This window comes from Parasedimentitalea psychrophila, assembly GCF_030285785.1.
GTDB lineage: Bacteria > Pseudomonadota > Alphaproteobacteria > Rhodobacterales > Rhodobacteraceae > Parasedimentitalea > Parasedimentitalea psychrophila.
On record NZ_CP127247.1, the window covers coordinates 1,878,029 to 1,893,654 of the forward strand.

The window sequence follows — 15,626 nt, forward strand, 5'->3', positions numbered from 1 at the left end:
GGCTCTGGGAGAGCATTTCAGGCCCTGACGGGCGGAGCCCAAAGATGTTGGCTACCGAGTGATCCCGGGCGGCGCAGAGTGCTACAAAGCGGTGTCCCTCGATGCCTCCGGCAAACCCGGGTTGCGGTGTTGAGGGGCCGGCCCCTCAAACTCCCCGGGATATTTTCAGCCAGATGAATAAAGGGGCGAGCTGTGCCAGGGGCCCGCGTTTGGCAGGCCCCTGGATTGGCGTCAGGCCAATTGATCCGTTAGCGCCAGGTGCTGAGCCAGCTTGTCGATTTCCGACATCCAGTTGGCAACCAGTTTGGGATCACTGGGGGCGGCGTGCACGCCAGCGGTGATCTGGCCGGTCATTGCGGCTTCGATTGCCAGTGACACCGGCACCGAGACCAGACGCGCCATGGCGGTGCCATTCTCGTCGCCCCAGGCATCCATGACATAAGACTTGTGCCAGACCTCGGCGCCGTCTTTTTCGGCCTTCAGGTCAACGCAGAGAACCACCCGGTCGGGTTCGCCTTCGTCATAGGAGTGGTCCTGCCAGAACTGGTCGGACATGTCCTTGAGCCTTGCGTCGCCCTCGGGGCCGGACAGGGTTTCGACCTCTTTGAACACGCCGTCCCAGGCCTGTGTCCAGCCGTTGAGGCGCAGGGTGCCGCGGACGAAGTTTTTGACCGACCAGTCATCGCCAAATTCATATTGCTGCATGAACGGCAGTGAATCGCGGTTGGGGTAGACCTCGAAGCTTTCCGGCGTCGGCAGCGGCGCGGTATAGCTGGAGATCGCGTCCCAGGGGCGGGCAGTGTCCAGGGTTTTGTGGTCGCGGATCGAGCGCGACGGTGAGCGCAGGGCCTTGAGCACGCCCAGCGGTGACCAGCTGAACTTGTAGCGGAAGTCATTGGCGATCTTGGGCACGCCACCGCAATAGGAGATGAAGCTGATCTCGTTGCTGGCGTCATAGGCGGCGGAAGCCTTGTAGTCGTCCACCAGCGCATGCGCCATCAGGTGGTCAATGCCGGGATCAAGGCCGACCTCATTGACCAGGGCAACCCCGGCGGCGCGGGCTTTGTCGTTCAGCGCCCGCATTTCGGGTGCGATGTAGGAGGACGAGACAAAATGGGCGCCCTTGGCGATCGCCAGTTCAGCCAGCGGCACATGCCAGTCGCCGGGCAGCATCGAGACGATAACGTCCTTGGCGGTGACCTGAGCGGCCAGGCTGTCGATGTCAAAGGCCTGGATGTTCTTGGTCAGGTCGCCGACGGCCTCTTGGGCCTTGTCGATGGTGCGGTTCCATACCGCAACATCATGTCCTGCCTGCAGCAGGCGGCGAAGGCCGGGGATGGCCGAAAGGCCGGTGCCGCACCAGTGAATGGTCATGAGTATCTCTCCCTCATTTGATTTTTGTAGCTGGGGCAGTGGCGGCGATTGCCGCGACCACTGCTGTTTTTGTCAGTCTTTGGTATGGGTGGCAAAGCTGGCCGCTGCCCGGCCCCAGACCCCGGCCTGCAGATCATCCAGCGTCAGCAGCGACGGCAGCAATTGTGCGCCGTAGTCCTGCGAGCTTTCCACCGGCAGCATCGACGGCAGATTGTCGATCGCCATCACGTCCAGCACCGGGTCAGAGGCTACGCGCAGCGCCGGGGACTCCCAGGTGGTGGCGCGGTCATAGACCGGCACCGGGTTGTAATCGCTGTCCGGGTCGCAGGCAACATCGCCAATGGCGCTGAGCTGGCGTGGCGCATTCAGCGCCTCAAGCGGCACAAACACCGGGGTGCCGGGGCGGGCAAAGATGCAGTTCAGGAACAGATCATGGGCCAGGATCTCGGGGAAGGGTCCGCCGCTGGCGGTCTCATTCATATCCCATTTGGTCACAGTGACGCCCAGTGCCTCGCAGAGATCTGCAGCCCCGGTGCCGACCCGGCCCATGGCGCCAATGACGATGGCCTTGGGGCGATCCACACCGGTGGCGTCCAGCTCGGCGCCAAGCTCATCCAGCAGGGTGTCTTTGCTGGGGTAGACGCCAACCGGCCCGCAAAGGCCGCCGCCCTGCTGCGCCGCCCAGGTTTTCAGGGTCACCGCTGCGCCTGCGTAGCCAGCCCAATAGCCAAAGGCCGCAACCCGGCGGCCGTTCTCCTCCACCAGATACTCCAGATCATAGAGGGCGCCGCCACCGGCCTTGAACCGGTCCAGCAGCGCCTTGCCCGAATGCTGACCCTTGTAGGCATGGCCAAACATGATGTGGTTATGGGGCAGTGCAGTGCCATCTTCGGGCAGCTCTTTAAGGCCAAAGATGATGGCATCGGATGGCGCCTGCGGCCAGCTGTTTTCCGGCGCAATGGCGCAGCCGGCGTCGATATAGCCCTGCAGCGGGATCGCCCGAACCGTGCTTTGCTCGATGGTGACCTTGATGCCAGCCTCCATCAGTGCCGCAGCACCTGCCGGTGTCAGCCCGACGCGGTCTTCGTTAAGGCGTTGTTCAGCCCGAACCCAGAGATGTGTCATAGTAATGTCCTTTACAGCATATCACCCGCATAGGCCGCGCGCACCGAGTCGCGTTGCTCCATAGCGGTCATGAAGGTTTGGATTTTGGGGAAGTCACCGAGTTTGACGCCGTCGCCGGCCAGCCAGGTGCAAATGACGTAGAGATAGCAATCGGCGAGGCTGATCTGCGCCCCCAGCACAAAGGGTCCGCGCAGCCCGTTTGAGCTGATGTAGCGGCAGCAGTCGGTCATTGTCTGCGGCACTTTGGCCTTCATGTCCTTGTAAGAGGACTGGGAACTGGCCCAGCGGTTGCCGCGCATCTTGTGGGCGTGGGCCACATGCATGGTCGAGGCCAGATAGAACATCACCTCGCCCATGCGGGCCCGCAAAAGGGGATCGCTGGGCCGCAAGTTGGCGGTGGGGGCGAGGTCGGCGATATAGTCCAGCAGCGCCCCGGTTTCGGTCAGGATGCCGCCATCAACAACCAACGCCGGTACCCGGCCCTTGGGGTTGATCTGGGCATAGCCGGGGCTGGCTTGTTGCTTGGTCGCAAAGTCGATTTTGATAGGCTCATAGTCCAGCCCCGCCTCGTTCAGGGCGATGACGACAGCAATTGAGATGGTGCCGGGGGCGTAATAGAGCTGCATGTTCAGGTCCTCGTGCGGGCTGGATTTACAGATGAGTCTGGATTTACAGATGAGTCTGGGCGTAGTGGCGGTCCGGGGTCTCCAGATGCGGCACCGCGTTGAACAGCACCGGACACAGGTGGCCGCCAATCGGGTGCAAACGGTGCATCGAGGTGTTCATGATGGCCAGCGCCATGCGCGCCGTCGCCTTGGTGTCCAGTCCCAGCGCGTGACGCATGGCAATCGCGATCAACCCGCCGGATGTGACCACCAGCGCCGGGCCGTCGCCTTTGGAAATCTCGGTCAGGGCAGAGCTGACGCGGCTGTTGAAGTCGCCCCAGCTTTCGGGGGGATTGTCGATCTCATCCGCAGCCCAGGCGGCAAAAACCGCTGGCAGGTGTTGCACAAAGCCTTCGCGCTCGGTTGGGATTTCCAAACCGTGCTGTTGCTCCATCAGTTGCGCCAGTGAAAAATATTCCATCTCGTTCAACCGAGGGTCGCGAGTGATATTGTCAGCAGCGCCCATGCCCTGCGCCGTCTCATAATGGCGGATCAGGGTGCCACAATAGACGCGCGGATGATGCGCCGCGCTGTCGCGCAACTGATCCCCCAGCCAAGCCGCCTGTTGGTGGCCAAGTGGGCTCAGCTTATCATAGCTGATTTCGTCCCGGGCGCCAGTATTGGCCTGACCGTGGCGGACTAATGTGATGTGAGACATGCAGCAGTTCCTATATCTGACTGCAAGTCTTAGGCGAGGTTTGCGGCAGTGAAAAGGGAGGCTTTCACTTGCGGCGCAAGTTTCGAATGCGGCGGCGGCGTGAGCAGCTGTTGCTACGGATGAAACGCTGTGGAACAAACGGATTATCAGATTAGGGAAGCGGGTCGAAAATGATGGTAAATGCTGAGAGATTTTTGGCTGACTTGCACAAGCTGCGCAGTTTTGGCGCGGCGGGCAGCGGCAAGGGCGTGGTGCGCCGGGCCTATAGCGAGGCCGATATCGCCGCCCGTGCCTGGCTGGCCTCACGGATGAAGGAGGCCGGGCTCGAGGTGCATTATGACCCGATCGGCAACCTGTTTGGCCTCGGCGGCGACCGCTCTGTGTTGGTCGGCTCGCATAGTGACACCCAGCCCGAGGGCGGCTGGCTGGATGGGGCGTTGGGGGTGATTGCTGGACTGGAAATCGCCCGCGCTGCCAAAGAGGCGGGCGCGGCGCCGGTCTCGGTGGTGAGCTTTCAGGACGAGGAGGGCCGCTTTGGGGTGACCACCGGATCGGATGTCTGGTCGGGCCATCTGTCGCTGCAGCAGGCGGATGACCTCGCCGATGACGATGGTGTCACCCTGCGGGAGGCGCGGGCAAGAATGGCTGATTTGGCGGCGGATTTCCTGCCGCATGAGCGGTTCAGTGGGTTTTTGGAGATGCATATCGAACAGGGCCCATCACTGGATCAGAGCGACGACCGGATTGGTGTGGTCAGCGATATCGTTGGTATCCGCGACATGCGGATCAGTTTTGCCGGCCGCCAGAATCATGCCGGCACCACCCCAATGCACCTGCGTCAGGATGCGTTTCAGTGCCTGTCGGCGTTCAACGCCGCACTGAACGCGCGTCTGGCCAGCCTGGTGACGCCGACAACGGTCTGGACCATTGGTCATGTGTCTTTGCACCCCAATGCCTCTTCGGTGGTGCCGGGGCGGGTGACATTTTCAATGCAATGGCGTGACCGGGACGTCGAGCGGTTGCGGCAGATGGGTGAGATCATTCACGATCTGGCGCAGGAAGTAGCTGCCGAGCGGGGGGTGGAAGCGGTGCTTGAGCCGGTCATGGGGATCGAGCCGGTGCCGATGGATGCCGGTCTGCAGGCCGCTTTGGCCACATCTGCCGAAGCTGCGGCCCCCGGTCAGTGGCGGACCATGCCGTCCGGCGCCTTGCATGATGCGTCGAACATGGCGGCGGTGATGCCAGTGGCGATGCTGTTTGTGCCCTCGATCGGCGGCATCAGCCATGCCTTTGACGAAGACACCGACGAGGCGGATCTGACCCTGGGGCTCAAGGTGCTGGCAGGCGCGGTTCAGACTCTGGCGTAACCGCGCTTCAACGCCTGGCTGCGATGCTGGTCAGCCGCTGCCGAGGCGTCGCGCAGGTTGCTGTAATTGTTGATGACGCTTCGGCCATTGCGGCCAGCCACACCCCATTCGCGCAGAACCGAGACTTCGTTAAACAGGGTCATCGCAAGCTCGACGCGATAGAACCGCGGCAGGCGCCTGGGGATTTGGCGATAGAGCAGACAGGTGGCCATGGAGAATCGTAACAAGCTCGATTCGGGACAGCAAGTGCTGAGAGCCGGTAAGGTACAAAAGGTGCCCTAATGTTTGTTTTGCCCAGCCTCCCAAGGCCAGGCGCTGATCTATATTCTACAGAGATCACTATCCAAACATTCGACGATTTCTGTGCGCACCGGGTCTCGCAGGAGCTTGGCATATTTATACTTAAACGCGCCGCTCGATAGATCGACAATTTGCTGAGCAACCCATTTCGGATCCAACATGGTTTGCGTGTCTTCGCCGGTGTCTTCCCAAAACGGCGTGCGGATACCAGAAGGAGCAGCGACAAGCACTTTTCCGATTTCTGGATCTCGGGCGAGAGAGGCTCCTAGCATTCCCAGGCCAGACTTCGTGGCGCTATATGCAGGCTCATGTTCTCGTGGGGTGTATTGTGAACTGGATGTGATCAGCATGACCTTTAACGGCGTAGGAGCGTATTGCTTGAGACGTTGGATCAACATCATTGGTGCCAACAGACCGACATTCGTCATTGTTCGAAGACTGTGATCGCTTAGCTGATCAATGTGCCCCCGCTGAAGGAAACCAGCGGCATAGATCAGGGTGTGGATTTGTTCAAACTTCCCCAGCACCCGATCAATGTCTCCTGACAAAGTTGCGCTGTCATCTGTTATTGCCAACTCCGCGTAGGTGGCGCCCGCAAGACCTGGATCCTTGCGTCCGGTGACGCATACGTTGTGCCCTTCTGACACATAGTGTGTGGCCAGTTCCTTACCGACCCCAGAGGTTCCGCCAACGATAAAAATGTTCTTCTTCACAACAAATTCCTTGCTAAAAATGCTTTTGTTTACGTTGGGAATTCCGTCTTTGGCCAATCAGCTCCAACTGACATCGCCAAGAAAGATGTAGCCGGCCCCGTAGATGGTCTTGATCAGGCGCGGGTTTTTGGGATCTTCACGCAGTTTGGTGCGCAGGCGTGAAATCCGCACATCCATCGCCCTGTCAAAGCTGTCCCCGGCGGCACCTCCCAGTATTTCCTGCATCTGACCGCGCGATATGAGCCGCTTGGGGCTGTCCAGAAACAGCCGCAGTACCTCGCCTTCGGCATGGGAAAACGGCGTCTCGGTGCCGCTGTCATCTTCCAGCATGTAACGGTCGAAATGGGCGATCCAGCCCGAAAAATGCGCGGTATTGCCGGATTGCGTCGCCGGACGCGGACCGCTGCGCAGCCGGGCCCGCACCCGGGCGACAACCTCGACCGGGTCAAAGGGTTTGGTGATATAGTCATCCGCCCCCAGCTCCAACCCGGTCACCCGGTCCTGCACCTGGGCCCGGCCCGAGATGATGATCACGGCCGCCCCCTGCTCTAGCGCCAGCCGGTGCACCAGCGACAATCCGTCGGTATCGGGGAGCGACAGATCGACTAGGCAGACATCCGGGGTGACCCGTTTCAGCGAGGCCTCGAATTCGCGGGCGCGGGCAAAGCTCTGGGTGCGAAATCCGGCTTCTTCCAGGGCCTCGGTCAGGATCTGGCGGATTTCAGGTTCGTCGTCCAGAATGGTGATCAGGGGCGTCTTCATGCCGCGGTCTCCGAGTTTAGCAGCGCCGAGAGCTGCCCGGTGGAAAAGGGTTTTTGCAGCACCGGACCCGATTTCAACGCGGTGCGGTGCAGGGGGTCCTGGGGCGGCAGCGAGGTCATCAGGATGATCGGTCGCCCCGAGCCCTGCAACCGGGTCAGCAGATCCAGCCCGGTGGCTTCGCCCTGCAGTCGGATGTCGGACAGAACCAGCGAGATATCCTCGAGATCGGCCATCAGCGCGCAGGCCTCGTCGACCGAGGTGGCTTCGATGACCGAGTGGCCCAGATCTACCAGCATGTCGCGGAAGGTGGCGCGCAGATCCTCGCTGTCCTCAACCAGCAACACCAGGCCTCCGCGAGCGTCTGGGGCCTTGCGATAGGGTAGCCGCAGGGTGACGCGGGCCCCCGAGATGGTGTTGCCGATGCTGACGTCGCCGCCCGCCAGTTTCACGGTGTCATAGACCATCGGCAGGCCCAGGCCCGACCCTTCGCTGCCCTTGGTGGTGAAAAATGGATTGAGCGCCTTGGCCAGCGCCTCGGTCGAGAAGCCGGGGCCGGTGTCCGTGACGCTGATTTCCAGCCAGGTTTCGCCAACGATATGGGCGCTGACGGTGATCTGGCCGGTGGCGCTGCAGGCATCGCGGGCGTTGAGGATCAGATTCAGCAATGCATCTTGCAGCATGCCGGGATCCAGCAACAGCGCTCCGTCGGGGGTATTGTCCAGCACGCTGAGCCCCATCGCCTGCGGCAGTGACGGCGAGGCCAGGATTTTCAACTCGTGCAGCAGGCTATGCATGTCGGTGGCCTGCGGTCGCAGGGTTCGATGGCCGGTCATATCGGCAATCCGGTTCAGCAACCGGCCGCCGCGCCGCGCCGCTGACAGGGTGCCCTGCACCAGATCATTGGCCTCGGGGCTTAGGGGGATCTTCTGCAACCGGCCCTGCATCCCCAGGATGATGGTCAGAAGGTTGGAAAAATCATGCGCCAATCCACTGATCATCTGTGCCGCCATTTCGCGGCGGCGCGACTGTTGCAGGGCGACGCGGGTTTGGGTTTCTTCGGTGATGTCCATCGACAGCACATAGATGCCGCCCGCCGGGTCGGGGGTCAGCGCCACCCGGATGCGACGGCTGCTGTGGTCCTCGGTGAACTCAAAGACCGGGCTTTTGCCGGTATAGGCGGCTTGCAGATGTGGTTCGATCCGCGCATGGCTGCTGGCACCCAGGGCCTCAGAGATATGCACCCCCAGAATGTTGGAGGGCCGACCGGGAAACACCGCGCTCAGGCGACGGTTGGTATAGGTATAATACCCCTCCAGATCCACATGGGCGATATGGGCCGGCATCATTTCGGTGGTCAGCCGGGTATGGCGTTCGATGTCGGTCAATTGCCGTTTGGTTTCTTCCAGCGAGGTGTTTGAGGCGGCGAGTTTCCGGTTGGCAGCCGACAGCTCTTCGGTATGGGCCAGCACTTGTTCCGAGAGCTCTTCCGAGCGCGCCCGCAGCAAAAGCTCGACCTGTTTGGTGGGGGTGATGTCGGTGTAAACGGTGACCCAGCCGCCATTGGGCAAGGGGGCGCCCTCAACCGAGAGGAACTGGCCGTTGCCGCGTTCCCGCTCCATATAGTGCGGTGCAAAATCCATCGCCTGATTGACCCGTTGCTGGACCAGATCGTCAAGATCATCAACCGGCCCGTATTCACCGCTTTGTGCAATAAAGCGGATGGTGTCGTCAAACCGGGCGCCGGGGGTGATCAGATGATCCGGCAGGCCGAACATTTCCTGGAACCTGTGGTTGCAGACGGCAAGTTTAAGGTCGTCGTCGTAAATCGACAGGCCCTGAGCAATCAGGTTCAGTCCCGCCATGGTCATTGCTGTGGTTTGTTTGCTGGTCGTGTTCATCATTGCCCTCGCAATAGGGCTATCATCCTGCGCCGATCAGTCAAAGGGGCGTTGCTGCATAATTGTGCCGCGATCGAAATAGATCTAGCCGTGTAACAATTCGTAACAATTGGGAAACCTTCACGAAAAACTTGACGGTCACTCATTGTCGCGTCCCTTATTGGGATCAGAATCGCCACAAGCGATCAATCCGGCCAAAGGGGGTCGGAGAGGGAGGAGAATTAAATTGGCTCAGATGCAGTCGGGCGCCGAGGGATTGCTATCCCTGCCGGCGCTGCTTCAACGCAACGCAACGCAGTTCGCGAATTCACCCGCATATCGGGAGAAGGAATTTGGCATTTGGCAATGCTGGAGCTGGGCTGAGGCAGCAAAAGAGATCGAAGCCCTGGCGCTTGGTTTCATCAATCTTGGCGTCAACAGGGGTGATTTTATCGCCGTGATTGGCCGCAACCGTCCCTATATGTACTGGTCGATGGTTGCCGCACAATCTGTGGGTGCCATCCCGGTGCCGCTGTATCAGGACGCCAATGCCGAAGAGATGGCCTATGTGCTGAGCCACTGTGGCGCCCGCTTTGTGGTGGTCACCGATCAGGAACAGGTCGACAAGGTGATCGAGGTGCAGGATCAACTGCAGCAGTTCGAACACCTGATCTATCTTGATCCACGCGGCTTGCGGAAATACGATCACTCGCAGCTGCATCAGTACAGCCATGTGCAGGATCAGGGCCGCGCCGCCTATGATGAATATATGCCCGAATTGGACAGGCGCCGTGGTGAGCTGGATTATGACAGCACCTGCGTGATGCTGTATACCTCGGGCACCACCGGCAAGCCCAAGGGCGTGGTGCTGTCCAACCGCAACGTGATTGAAAGCGCCAAGAACGCCTCGGAATTCGACAAGCTGCGGATAGATGACGAGATCCTGGCCTATCTGCCGATGGCCTGGGTGGGTGATTTCATCTTTTCCGTCGGTCAGGCCTACTGGACCGGGTTCTGTGTCAACTGTCCCGAAAGCGCCGAGACCATGATGACCGATCTGCGTGAGATCGGCCCGAGTTACTATTTTGCACCGCCGCGGGTGTTTGAAACGCAGCTGACCAATGTGATGATCCGCATGGAGGACGCCGGCAGCCTGAAGCGCTCGATGTTCCGTTACTTTATGGCGCATGCCAAAAAGGTTGGCCCGGCCATTCTGGATGGCAAGCCGGTTGGGGTGATGGACCGGCTGAAATACACGCTGGGCGATTTTATGATCTATGGCCCGCTGAAAGACACCTTAGGTTTTGGCAAGGTGCGGGTTGGCTATACCGCCGGTGAAGCCATCGGCCCGGAGATTTTTGAGTTCTATCGCTCGCTGGGTATCAACCTGAAACAGCTCTATGGCCAGACCGAGGCGACGGTGTTCATCACCGTACAGCCCGACGGTGAGGTGCGGGCGGATACGGTGGGTATTCCGGCGCCGGACGTCGAGATCAAAATTGCCGAGGATGGCGAGATCTTCTATCGCTCGCCCGGCAGCTTTGTGGAATATTACAAGAACCCCAAAAGCACCGCCGAGACCAAAGACGCCGACGGCTGGGTGGCGACCGGCGATGCGGGCTTCTTTGAGGAGAGCTCGGGCCATTTGCGCATTATCGACCGCGCCAAGGACGTTGGCAAAATGGCCGATGGCAGCATGTTCGCGCCCAAGTTTGTCGAGAACAAGCTGAAGTTCTACCCCGATATTCTGGAGGCGGTGCTGTTTGGCAATGGTCAGGACCGCTGCGTGGCCTTTATCAACATCGACCTGACGGCGGTGGGCAACTGGGCCGAACGCAACAATATCGCCTATGCCTCGTATCAGGAGTTGGCCGGTCATCCCAAGGTGCTGGCCAGCATTGGTGAGCATGTTTCGGCGGTGAACCTATCGGTGGCTGACGATCCGATGCTGTCGGGCTGCCAGGTGCATCGCTTTGTGGTGCTGCACAAGGAACTGGACGCCGATGATGGTGAAATGACCCGCACCCGCAAGGTGCGTCGCCGGGTGGTCGAAGAGAAATTCGCCGATATCATTGCCGCGCTTTATGACGGCTCGGCGCAGATCTCGACCACCACCGAGGTGACCTATGAAGACGGTCGCAAGGGGGCGATCAATGCCACCCTGAGTATCGGTGACGCCGTGGTGGTGCCGGTGACGGTGCAGAAGGTGGCAGCAGAATGAGTAGCGCCGGGACGGGAGCCGCTACGCGGCACAAAGACGCCTCCGGCGGGAGTATTGCCGGCAAAAAGAAGGACGCGGTGTCGTGAAGGATATGCAAGAGGGATATACCACCGCAGACGGGCGCAAGATCGGCGGCGTGGTGATGGAGATGAAGAACATCACCCTGCGCTTTGGCGGTGTGGTGGCGATCAAGGACATCAGTTTTGACATTCGCGAGGGCGAGATCCGCGCGATTATCGGCCCCAATGGCGCCGGCAAGTCATCAATGCTGAACGTGATTTCGGGGTTCTATATCCCGTCTGAGGGCGAAGTCTGGTATCGCGGCGCCAAACGGCCGCAGCTGCGCCCCTATGAGGTTGCGCAGCAGGGCATCGCCCGTACCTTTCAGAACATCGCTTTGTTCGAGGGTATGAGCGTGCTGGACAATGTGATGACCGGGCGACTGGGACACATGAAGTCCGGCCTGATTGCCCAGGCCCTGTGGAAGGGCAAGGCCGAGGCGGAAGAGGTGGCCAACCGCGAAGTGGCGGAGAGGGTCATTGATTTCCTGGAAATCCAGCACATCCGCAAGACTCCGGTCGGGCGCTTGCCCTATGGGCTGAAAAAGCGGGTGGAACTGGCGCGGGCGCTGGCGGCGGAGCCAAAACTGCTGCTGCTGGACGAGCCGATGGCGGGCATGAACGTCGAGGAAAAAGAGGACATGAGCCGCTTTATTCTGGATGTGAATGATGAATTTGGCACCACCATCACCTTGATCGAACACGACATGGGCGTGGTGATGGATCTGTCCGACCGGGTGGTGGTGATGGATTATGGTAAGAAAATCGGCGACGGCACCCCCGATGAGGTGCGCAACAATCAGGCAGTGATTGATGCCTATCTGGGGGTGTCGAATGACTGATTTTCTGACAGACTTTATAGGGGGCTATGATGCCTGATCAGTTTCTTTTTGCCGTCGAGGTATTCATCAACGGTCTGATGTCCGGGGTGCTTTATGCGCTGGTGGCACTGGGCTTTGTGTTGATCTACAAGGCCTCGGGTATTTTCAACTATGCCCAGGGTGTTATGGCGCTGTTTGCGGCGATGACATTGGTTGGCATCATGGATGGCCAGGTGCCGTTCAGCCATATCATCAACTCGGTGTTTGGCACCAATCTGCATCATTTTGGCTGGCATGTGCCGGCACTGCTGGCGATCTTGCTGACCGCCGGGGTGATGGTGCTGTTTGCCTGGCTGGTGCAGCGCTTGGTGATGCGCCATCTGGTGGGCCAGGAACCGATTATCCTGTTCATGGCCACCATTGGGCTGGCCTATTTCCTTGAGGGTGTTTCGGACCTGATGTGGGGCTCTGAGATCAAGAAGCTGGATATCGGCCTGCCGCAGGGTGGTTCGTTCTGGATCGAGGATATGACTGCCGGTCTGGGCAGTGACAACTTCTACGGCTTCTTTATCGACAATCTCGATATGGTGGCGACCGTTGTTGCCGCGCTGCTGGTGACCGGGCTGGTGCTGTTCTCGCAGTATACCAAACAGGGCCGCGCCATGCGGGCGGTGGCGGATGATCACCAGGCGGCGCTGTCGGTTGGCATCTCGCTGAACTTTATCTGGGTGCTGGTGTGGTCGGTTGCGGGTTTCGTGGCGCTGGTTGCCGGTATCATGTGGGGCACCAAATCGGGGGTGCAGTTCTCGCTGTCGCTGATCGCGCTCAAGGCGCTGCCGGTGCTGATGCTGGGCGGCTTCACCTCGATCCCCGGTGCCATTGTTGGCGGGCTGATCATTGGGGTCGGTGAGAAGATGTTTGAATTCGCCATCGGCCCGATGGTCGGCGGCGCCACCGAGAACTGGTTCGCCTATGTGCTGGCGCTGCTGTTCCTGGTGTTCCGTCCGCAAGGATTGTTTGGGGAGAAGATCATTGAAAGGGTTTAACACCAGCCTGATCTTCGCGGCGCGGGGTGCTGACGACAGCGGCTCCGCAGACCAGACGCAACAACTGGAGGCAGCGGCTCTGAACCGCGCTCAGGAACAGGGGAGCATTTAAGACATGTTCTATCGTGAATCCGGAGATTTCAAAACCTCCTACGAGCAAGACAGCCAGACCTTCCCGATCAAGTTTGACCGGTTCCGGTATTATGTGGTGCTGGCGATTGCCTTTTTGGTGGTGCCCTTTGTGATCAATGATTACTGGGCCAACGCCATCCTGCTGCCGTTTCTGATCTATGCGATTGCCGCGATCGGGTTGAACATTCTGGTCGGCTATGCCGGTCAGGTCAGCCTGGGCACCGGTGGCTTCATGGCGGTCGGGGCCTATGCCTGCTACAAGTTCATGACCATGATGCCCGAGGTGTCGATGTTCGTGCATGTGCTGCTGGCCGGCGGTATGACCGCCATTGTCTGTGTGGTGTTTGGCCTGCCCAGCCTGCGCATCAAGGGGTTCTACCTGGCGGTGGCAACGCTGGCGGCGCAGTTCTTTCTGGTCTGGCTGTTCAACCGGGTGCCGTGGTTTTACAACTACTCGGCCTCGGGCCAGATCAGCGCGCCTGAGCGGGATGTGTTTGGCATTCTGATCACCGGCCCCAATGCGCCGGCCTGGGCCACCTATATGTTCAGCCTGATTTTCCTGACCTTCTGTGCGCTGGTCGCCCGCAATCTGACCCGCGGCACTATTGGCCGCAGCTGGATGGCGATCCGCGATATGGATATCGCCGCCGAAATCATCGGGGTGAACCCGCTGAAGGCCAAACTGACCGCCTTTGCGGTGTCTGGCTTCTTTATTGGTATCTCGGGGGCGCTGTTCTTCTCGGTCTATCTGGGCGCGGTTGAGGTCGGCGAGGCCTTTGGCATCACCAAATCGTTCCTGGTGCTGTTCATGGTGATCATCGGTGGGCTGGGCTCTATCTTTGGCTCATTCGCCGGTGCGGCGTTCCTGGTGCTGCTGCCGGTGGTGCTTAAGGTTGTCGGCGTTGACGTGCTGGGCTGGCCCACGGATATCGTGGCGCATTTTCAGCTGGTTATCGTCGGCGCATTGATCATTGTGTTCCTGATCGTCGAACCACACGGTCTGGCACAGCTCTGGCGTGTCGCCAAAGAAAAACTACGACTTTGGCCTTTCCCGCACTAGCGGGGCAGGCACCTAAGCTGCGGGGGGATAATAAGATCAAACCCCCGTTTTTATCCACATCGGATAATACCATGGGAGGATTAATACCGATGAAATTGAAACTGACCACACTGGCGCTGAGCGCCCTGATGGCCGCTGGCCCCGCGATGGCGGATCTGGTGTTTCCATCGCTTAGCTATCGCACCGGCCCCTATGCGGCTGGCGGCATTCCCTTTGCGGATGGCTATGCCGATTACTTTACCCTGCTGAACGAGCGCGATGGCGGCATCGGCGGCGTGATGACCAAGCTGATCGAATGTGAGACCGGCTATAACACCGAAAAAGGTGTGGAATGCTACGAGTCCACCAAGGGCGAAGGCGCGCTGGTTTATCAACCGCTGTCGACCGGCATCACCTATCAGCTGATCCCCAAAGTGACGGCGGATAATATTCCTCTGCACACCATGGGCTATGGCCGGACCTCGGCTGCCAACGGCGAAGTGTTCTCGAATGTCTTCAACTACCCGGCCAACTACTGGAACGGTGCCTCTGGCGTGATCAACTACCTGCTGGAAGCCAATGATGGCGACCTCAAGGGTAAGAAGATCGCTCTGGTTTACCACAACTCGGCCTATGGCAAAGAGCCGATCCGCACCCTGGAAGAGCTGTCCGCCAAACATGGCTTTGAGCTGATGGCTCTGCCTGTTGACCACCCCGGTCAGGAGCAGAAAAGCCAGTGGCTGCAGATCCGCCGCGAGCGGCCGGACTATGTCACCATGTGGGGCTGGGGCGTGATGAACCAGGTTGCCATTCAGGAAGCCGCCAACATCCGCTTCCCGATGGAAAACTTCATCGGTGTCTGGTGGTCCGGTGCCGAGCATGACGTGATGTCTGCTGGCGATGCGGCTGATGGCTATAAGGCGCTGACCTTCCACAATGTTGGTCGTGACTTCCCGGTGTTCAACCACATCCAGAAGTTTGTTGTTGATACTGGCAAAGCCGCGGGCGCTGGCGATCAGATCGGTACCGTTCTGTATAACCGTGGCATGTACGCCGCGATGCTGGCCGCCGAAGCTGTGAAAACAGCCCAAGGCATCCACGGCACTGCCGACATCGACGCAGCAATGATGCGCGATGGTATGGAAGCGCTGGAGATGAATGAAGCCAAGATGATCGATCTGGGCATGCCCAACTTTGGTCCAACGTTCAATGTGTCCTGTGAAAACCACGGTGGCCCCGGCCTGGTTGGTGTGACTCAGTGGGATGCGGGTAGCAAAACCTGGTCGCTGATCTCTGACTTCAAAGCCACAGACGGTGACGTTATTGGTGCCTTGATCGCCGAAGATTCCGCGGCCTATGCAGCGGAAAACAAGATCGCTCCAAGCTGTAAGTAAACCCGGTGGGGTCCAGACCCTGCTCTGGACCCAATCGAAACGGTGCGGCGGTTCGCTGCCGCACCACACTCCG

15 protein-coding genes are annotated in these 15,626 nt (G+C 59.7%); 7 read left to right on the forward strand and 8 right to left on the reverse strand.

Going from position 1 to position 15,626, the window contains the following annotated elements:
- Positions 1–231: 231 nt before the first annotated feature.
- From QPJ95_RS09060 to QPJ95_RS09075, 4 genes are all read right to left on the reverse strand, one after another.
- Positions 232–1,374: a saccharopine dehydrogenase family protein gene (locus QPJ95_RS09060; RefSeq protein ID WP_270917488.1), complete on the reverse strand. Its 1,143-nt coding sequence runs from the start codon at positions 1,372–1,374 to the stop codon at positions 232–234.
- A gap of 72 nt (positions 1,375–1,446) precedes the next feature.
- Positions 1,447–2,499: a saccharopine dehydrogenase gene (locus tag QPJ95_RS09065; RefSeq protein WP_270917489.1), complete on the reverse strand. Its 1,053-nt coding sequence runs from the start codon at positions 2,497–2,499 to the stop codon at positions 1,447–1,449.
- An 11-nt stretch (positions 2,500–2,510) separates the two neighbouring features.
- Positions 2,511–3,125, reverse strand: a complete 615-nt coding sequence (locus tag QPJ95_RS09070; protein ID WP_270917490.1) for a glutathione S-transferase family protein — start codon at positions 3,123–3,125, stop codon at positions 2,511–2,513.
- 43 nt (positions 3,126–3,168) lie between these two features.
- Positions 3,169–3,822 carry a histidine phosphatase family protein gene (locus QPJ95_RS09075; RefSeq protein WP_270917491.1) on the reverse strand — a complete coding sequence of 218 codons (654 nt, stop codon included), beginning with the start codon at positions 3,820–3,822 and terminating at the stop codon, positions 3,169–3,171.
- A gap of 170 nt (positions 3,823–3,992) precedes the next feature.
- On the opposite strand from QPJ95_RS09075, the gene QPJ95_RS09080 reads away from it, so the two are divergent.
- Positions 3,993–5,189: a hydantoinase/carbamoylase family amidase gene (locus QPJ95_RS09080; protein WP_270917492.1), complete on the forward strand. Its 1,197-nt coding sequence runs from the start codon at positions 3,993–3,995 to the stop codon at positions 5,187–5,189.
- Here QPJ95_RS09080 and QPJ95_RS09085 read toward each other — a convergent pair.
- From QPJ95_RS09085 to QPJ95_RS09100, 4 genes are all read right to left on the reverse strand, one after another.
- Entirely contained in the window at positions 5,174–5,401 is a 228-nt protein-coding gene (locus QPJ95_RS09085; RefSeq protein WP_270917493.1) for a WGR domain-containing protein, read from the reverse strand. The genes QPJ95_RS09080 and QPJ95_RS09085 overlap by 16 nt on opposite strands.
- A 108-nt stretch (positions 5,402–5,509) precedes the next feature.
- Positions 5,510–6,202, reverse strand: a complete 693-nt coding sequence (locus QPJ95_RS09090) for an SDR family NAD(P)-dependent oxidoreductase (RefSeq protein ID WP_270917494.1) — start codon at positions 6,200–6,202, stop codon at positions 5,510–5,512.
- Positions 6,203–6,259: 57 nt separating this feature from the next.
- The gene (locus QPJ95_RS09095) at positions 6,260–6,964 is read right to left on the reverse strand and encodes a response regulator transcription factor (protein WP_270917495.1); all 705 of its coding nucleotides are present in this window, start codon (positions 6,962–6,964) and stop codon (positions 6,260–6,262) included.
- Complete coding sequence (locus QPJ95_RS09100) at positions 6,961–8,862, reverse strand: hybrid sensor histidine kinase/response regulator (protein ID WP_270917496.1); 1,902 nt, start codon at positions 8,860–8,862, stop codon at positions 6,961–6,963. The genes QPJ95_RS09095 and QPJ95_RS09100 overlap by 4 nt, the downstream gene beginning before the upstream one ends.
- Before the next feature lie 235 nt (positions 8,863–9,097).
- Between QPJ95_RS09100 and QPJ95_RS09105 the strand changes: the two genes are divergently transcribed.
- The 6 genes from QPJ95_RS09105 to QPJ95_RS09130 all read left to right on the forward strand — a co-directional run bounded on the left by QPJ95_RS09105 (position 9,098) and on the right by QPJ95_RS09130 (position 15,553).
- Positions 9,098–11,062: an AMP-binding protein gene (locus tag QPJ95_RS09105; protein WP_270917522.1), complete on the forward strand. Its 1,965-nt coding sequence runs from the start codon at positions 9,098–9,100 to the stop codon at positions 11,060–11,062.
- Positions 11,063–11,153: 91 nt separating this feature from the next.
- Positions 11,154–11,963, forward strand: coding sequence for an ABC transporter ATP-binding protein (locus QPJ95_RS09110; RefSeq protein ID WP_270917523.1), 810 nt, complete (start codon positions 11,154–11,156; stop codon positions 11,961–11,963).
- 29 nt (positions 11,964–11,992) lie between these two features.
- Positions 11,993–12,988 (forward strand): branched-chain amino acid ABC transporter permease, encoded by a 996-nt coding sequence (locus QPJ95_RS09115; RefSeq protein WP_270917497.1) that lies wholly within the window; start codon positions 11,993–11,995, stop codon positions 12,986–12,988.
- Positions 12,975–13,100: a hypothetical protein gene (locus QPJ95_RS09120; protein ID WP_270917498.1), complete on the forward strand. Its 126-nt coding sequence runs from the start codon at positions 12,975–12,977 to the stop codon at positions 13,098–13,100. Before QPJ95_RS09115 ends, QPJ95_RS09120 begins: the two co-directional genes overlap by 14 nt.
- A 3-nt stretch (positions 13,101–13,103) precedes the next feature.
- The gene (locus tag QPJ95_RS09125; RefSeq protein ID WP_270917499.1) at positions 13,104–14,180 is read left to right on the forward strand and encodes a branched-chain amino acid ABC transporter permease; all 1,077 of its coding nucleotides are present in this window, start codon (positions 13,104–13,106) and stop codon (positions 14,178–14,180) included.
- Between the two features lie 89 nt (positions 14,181–14,269).
- The gene (locus tag QPJ95_RS09130; RefSeq protein WP_270917500.1) at positions 14,270–15,553 is read left to right on the forward strand and encodes an ABC transporter substrate-binding protein; all 1,284 of its coding nucleotides are present in this window, start codon (positions 14,270–14,272) and stop codon (positions 15,551–15,553) included.
- Positions 15,554–15,626: the final 73 nt, after the last annotated feature.

Coding starts and splice junctions, on each gene's coding strand:
- QPJ95_RS09060 (WP_270917488.1), bottom strand. CDS start 1,374: ATGACCATTCACTGGTGCGGCACCGGCCTTTCGGCCATCCCCGGCCTT.
- QPJ95_RS09065 (WP_270917489.1), bottom strand. CDS start 2,499: ATGACACATCTCTGGGTTCGGGCTGAACAACGCCTTAACGAAGACCGC.
- QPJ95_RS09070 (WP_270917490.1), bottom strand. CDS start 3,125: ATGCAGCTCTATTACGCCCCCGGCACCATCTCAATTGCTGTCGTCATC.
- QPJ95_RS09075 (WP_270917491.1), bottom strand. CDS start 3,822: ATGTCTCACATCACATTAGTCCGCCACGGTCAGGCCAATACTGGCGCC.
- QPJ95_RS09080 (WP_270917492.1), top strand. CDS start 3,993: ATGATGGTAAATGCTGAGAGATTTTTGGCTGACTTGCACAAGCTGCGC.
- QPJ95_RS09085 (WP_270917493.1), bottom strand. CDS start 5,401: ATGGCCACCTGTCTGCTCTATCGCCAAATCCCCAGGCGCCTGCCGCGG.
- QPJ95_RS09095 (WP_270917495.1), bottom strand. CDS start 6,964: ATGAAGACGCCCCTGATCACCATTCTGGACGACGAACCTGAAATCCGC.
- QPJ95_RS09100 (WP_270917496.1), bottom strand. CDS start 8,862: ATGAACACGACCAGCAAACAAACCACAGCAATGACCATGGCGGGACTG.
- QPJ95_RS09105 (WP_270917522.1), top strand. CDS start 9,098: ATGCAGTCGGGCGCCGAGGGATTGCTATCCCTGCCGGCGCTGCTTCAA.
- QPJ95_RS09110 (WP_270917523.1), top strand. CDS start 11,154: ATGCAAGAGGGATATACCACCGCAGACGGGCGCAAGATCGGCGGCGTG.
- QPJ95_RS09115 (WP_270917497.1), top strand. CDS start 11,993: ATGCCTGATCAGTTTCTTTTTGCCGTCGAGGTATTCATCAACGGTCTG.
- QPJ95_RS09125 (WP_270917499.1), top strand. CDS start 13,104: ATGTTCTATCGTGAATCCGGAGATTTCAAAACCTCCTACGAGCAAGAC.
- QPJ95_RS09130 (WP_270917500.1), top strand. CDS start 14,270: ATGAAATTGAAACTGACCACACTGGCGCTGAGCGCCCTGATGGCCGCT.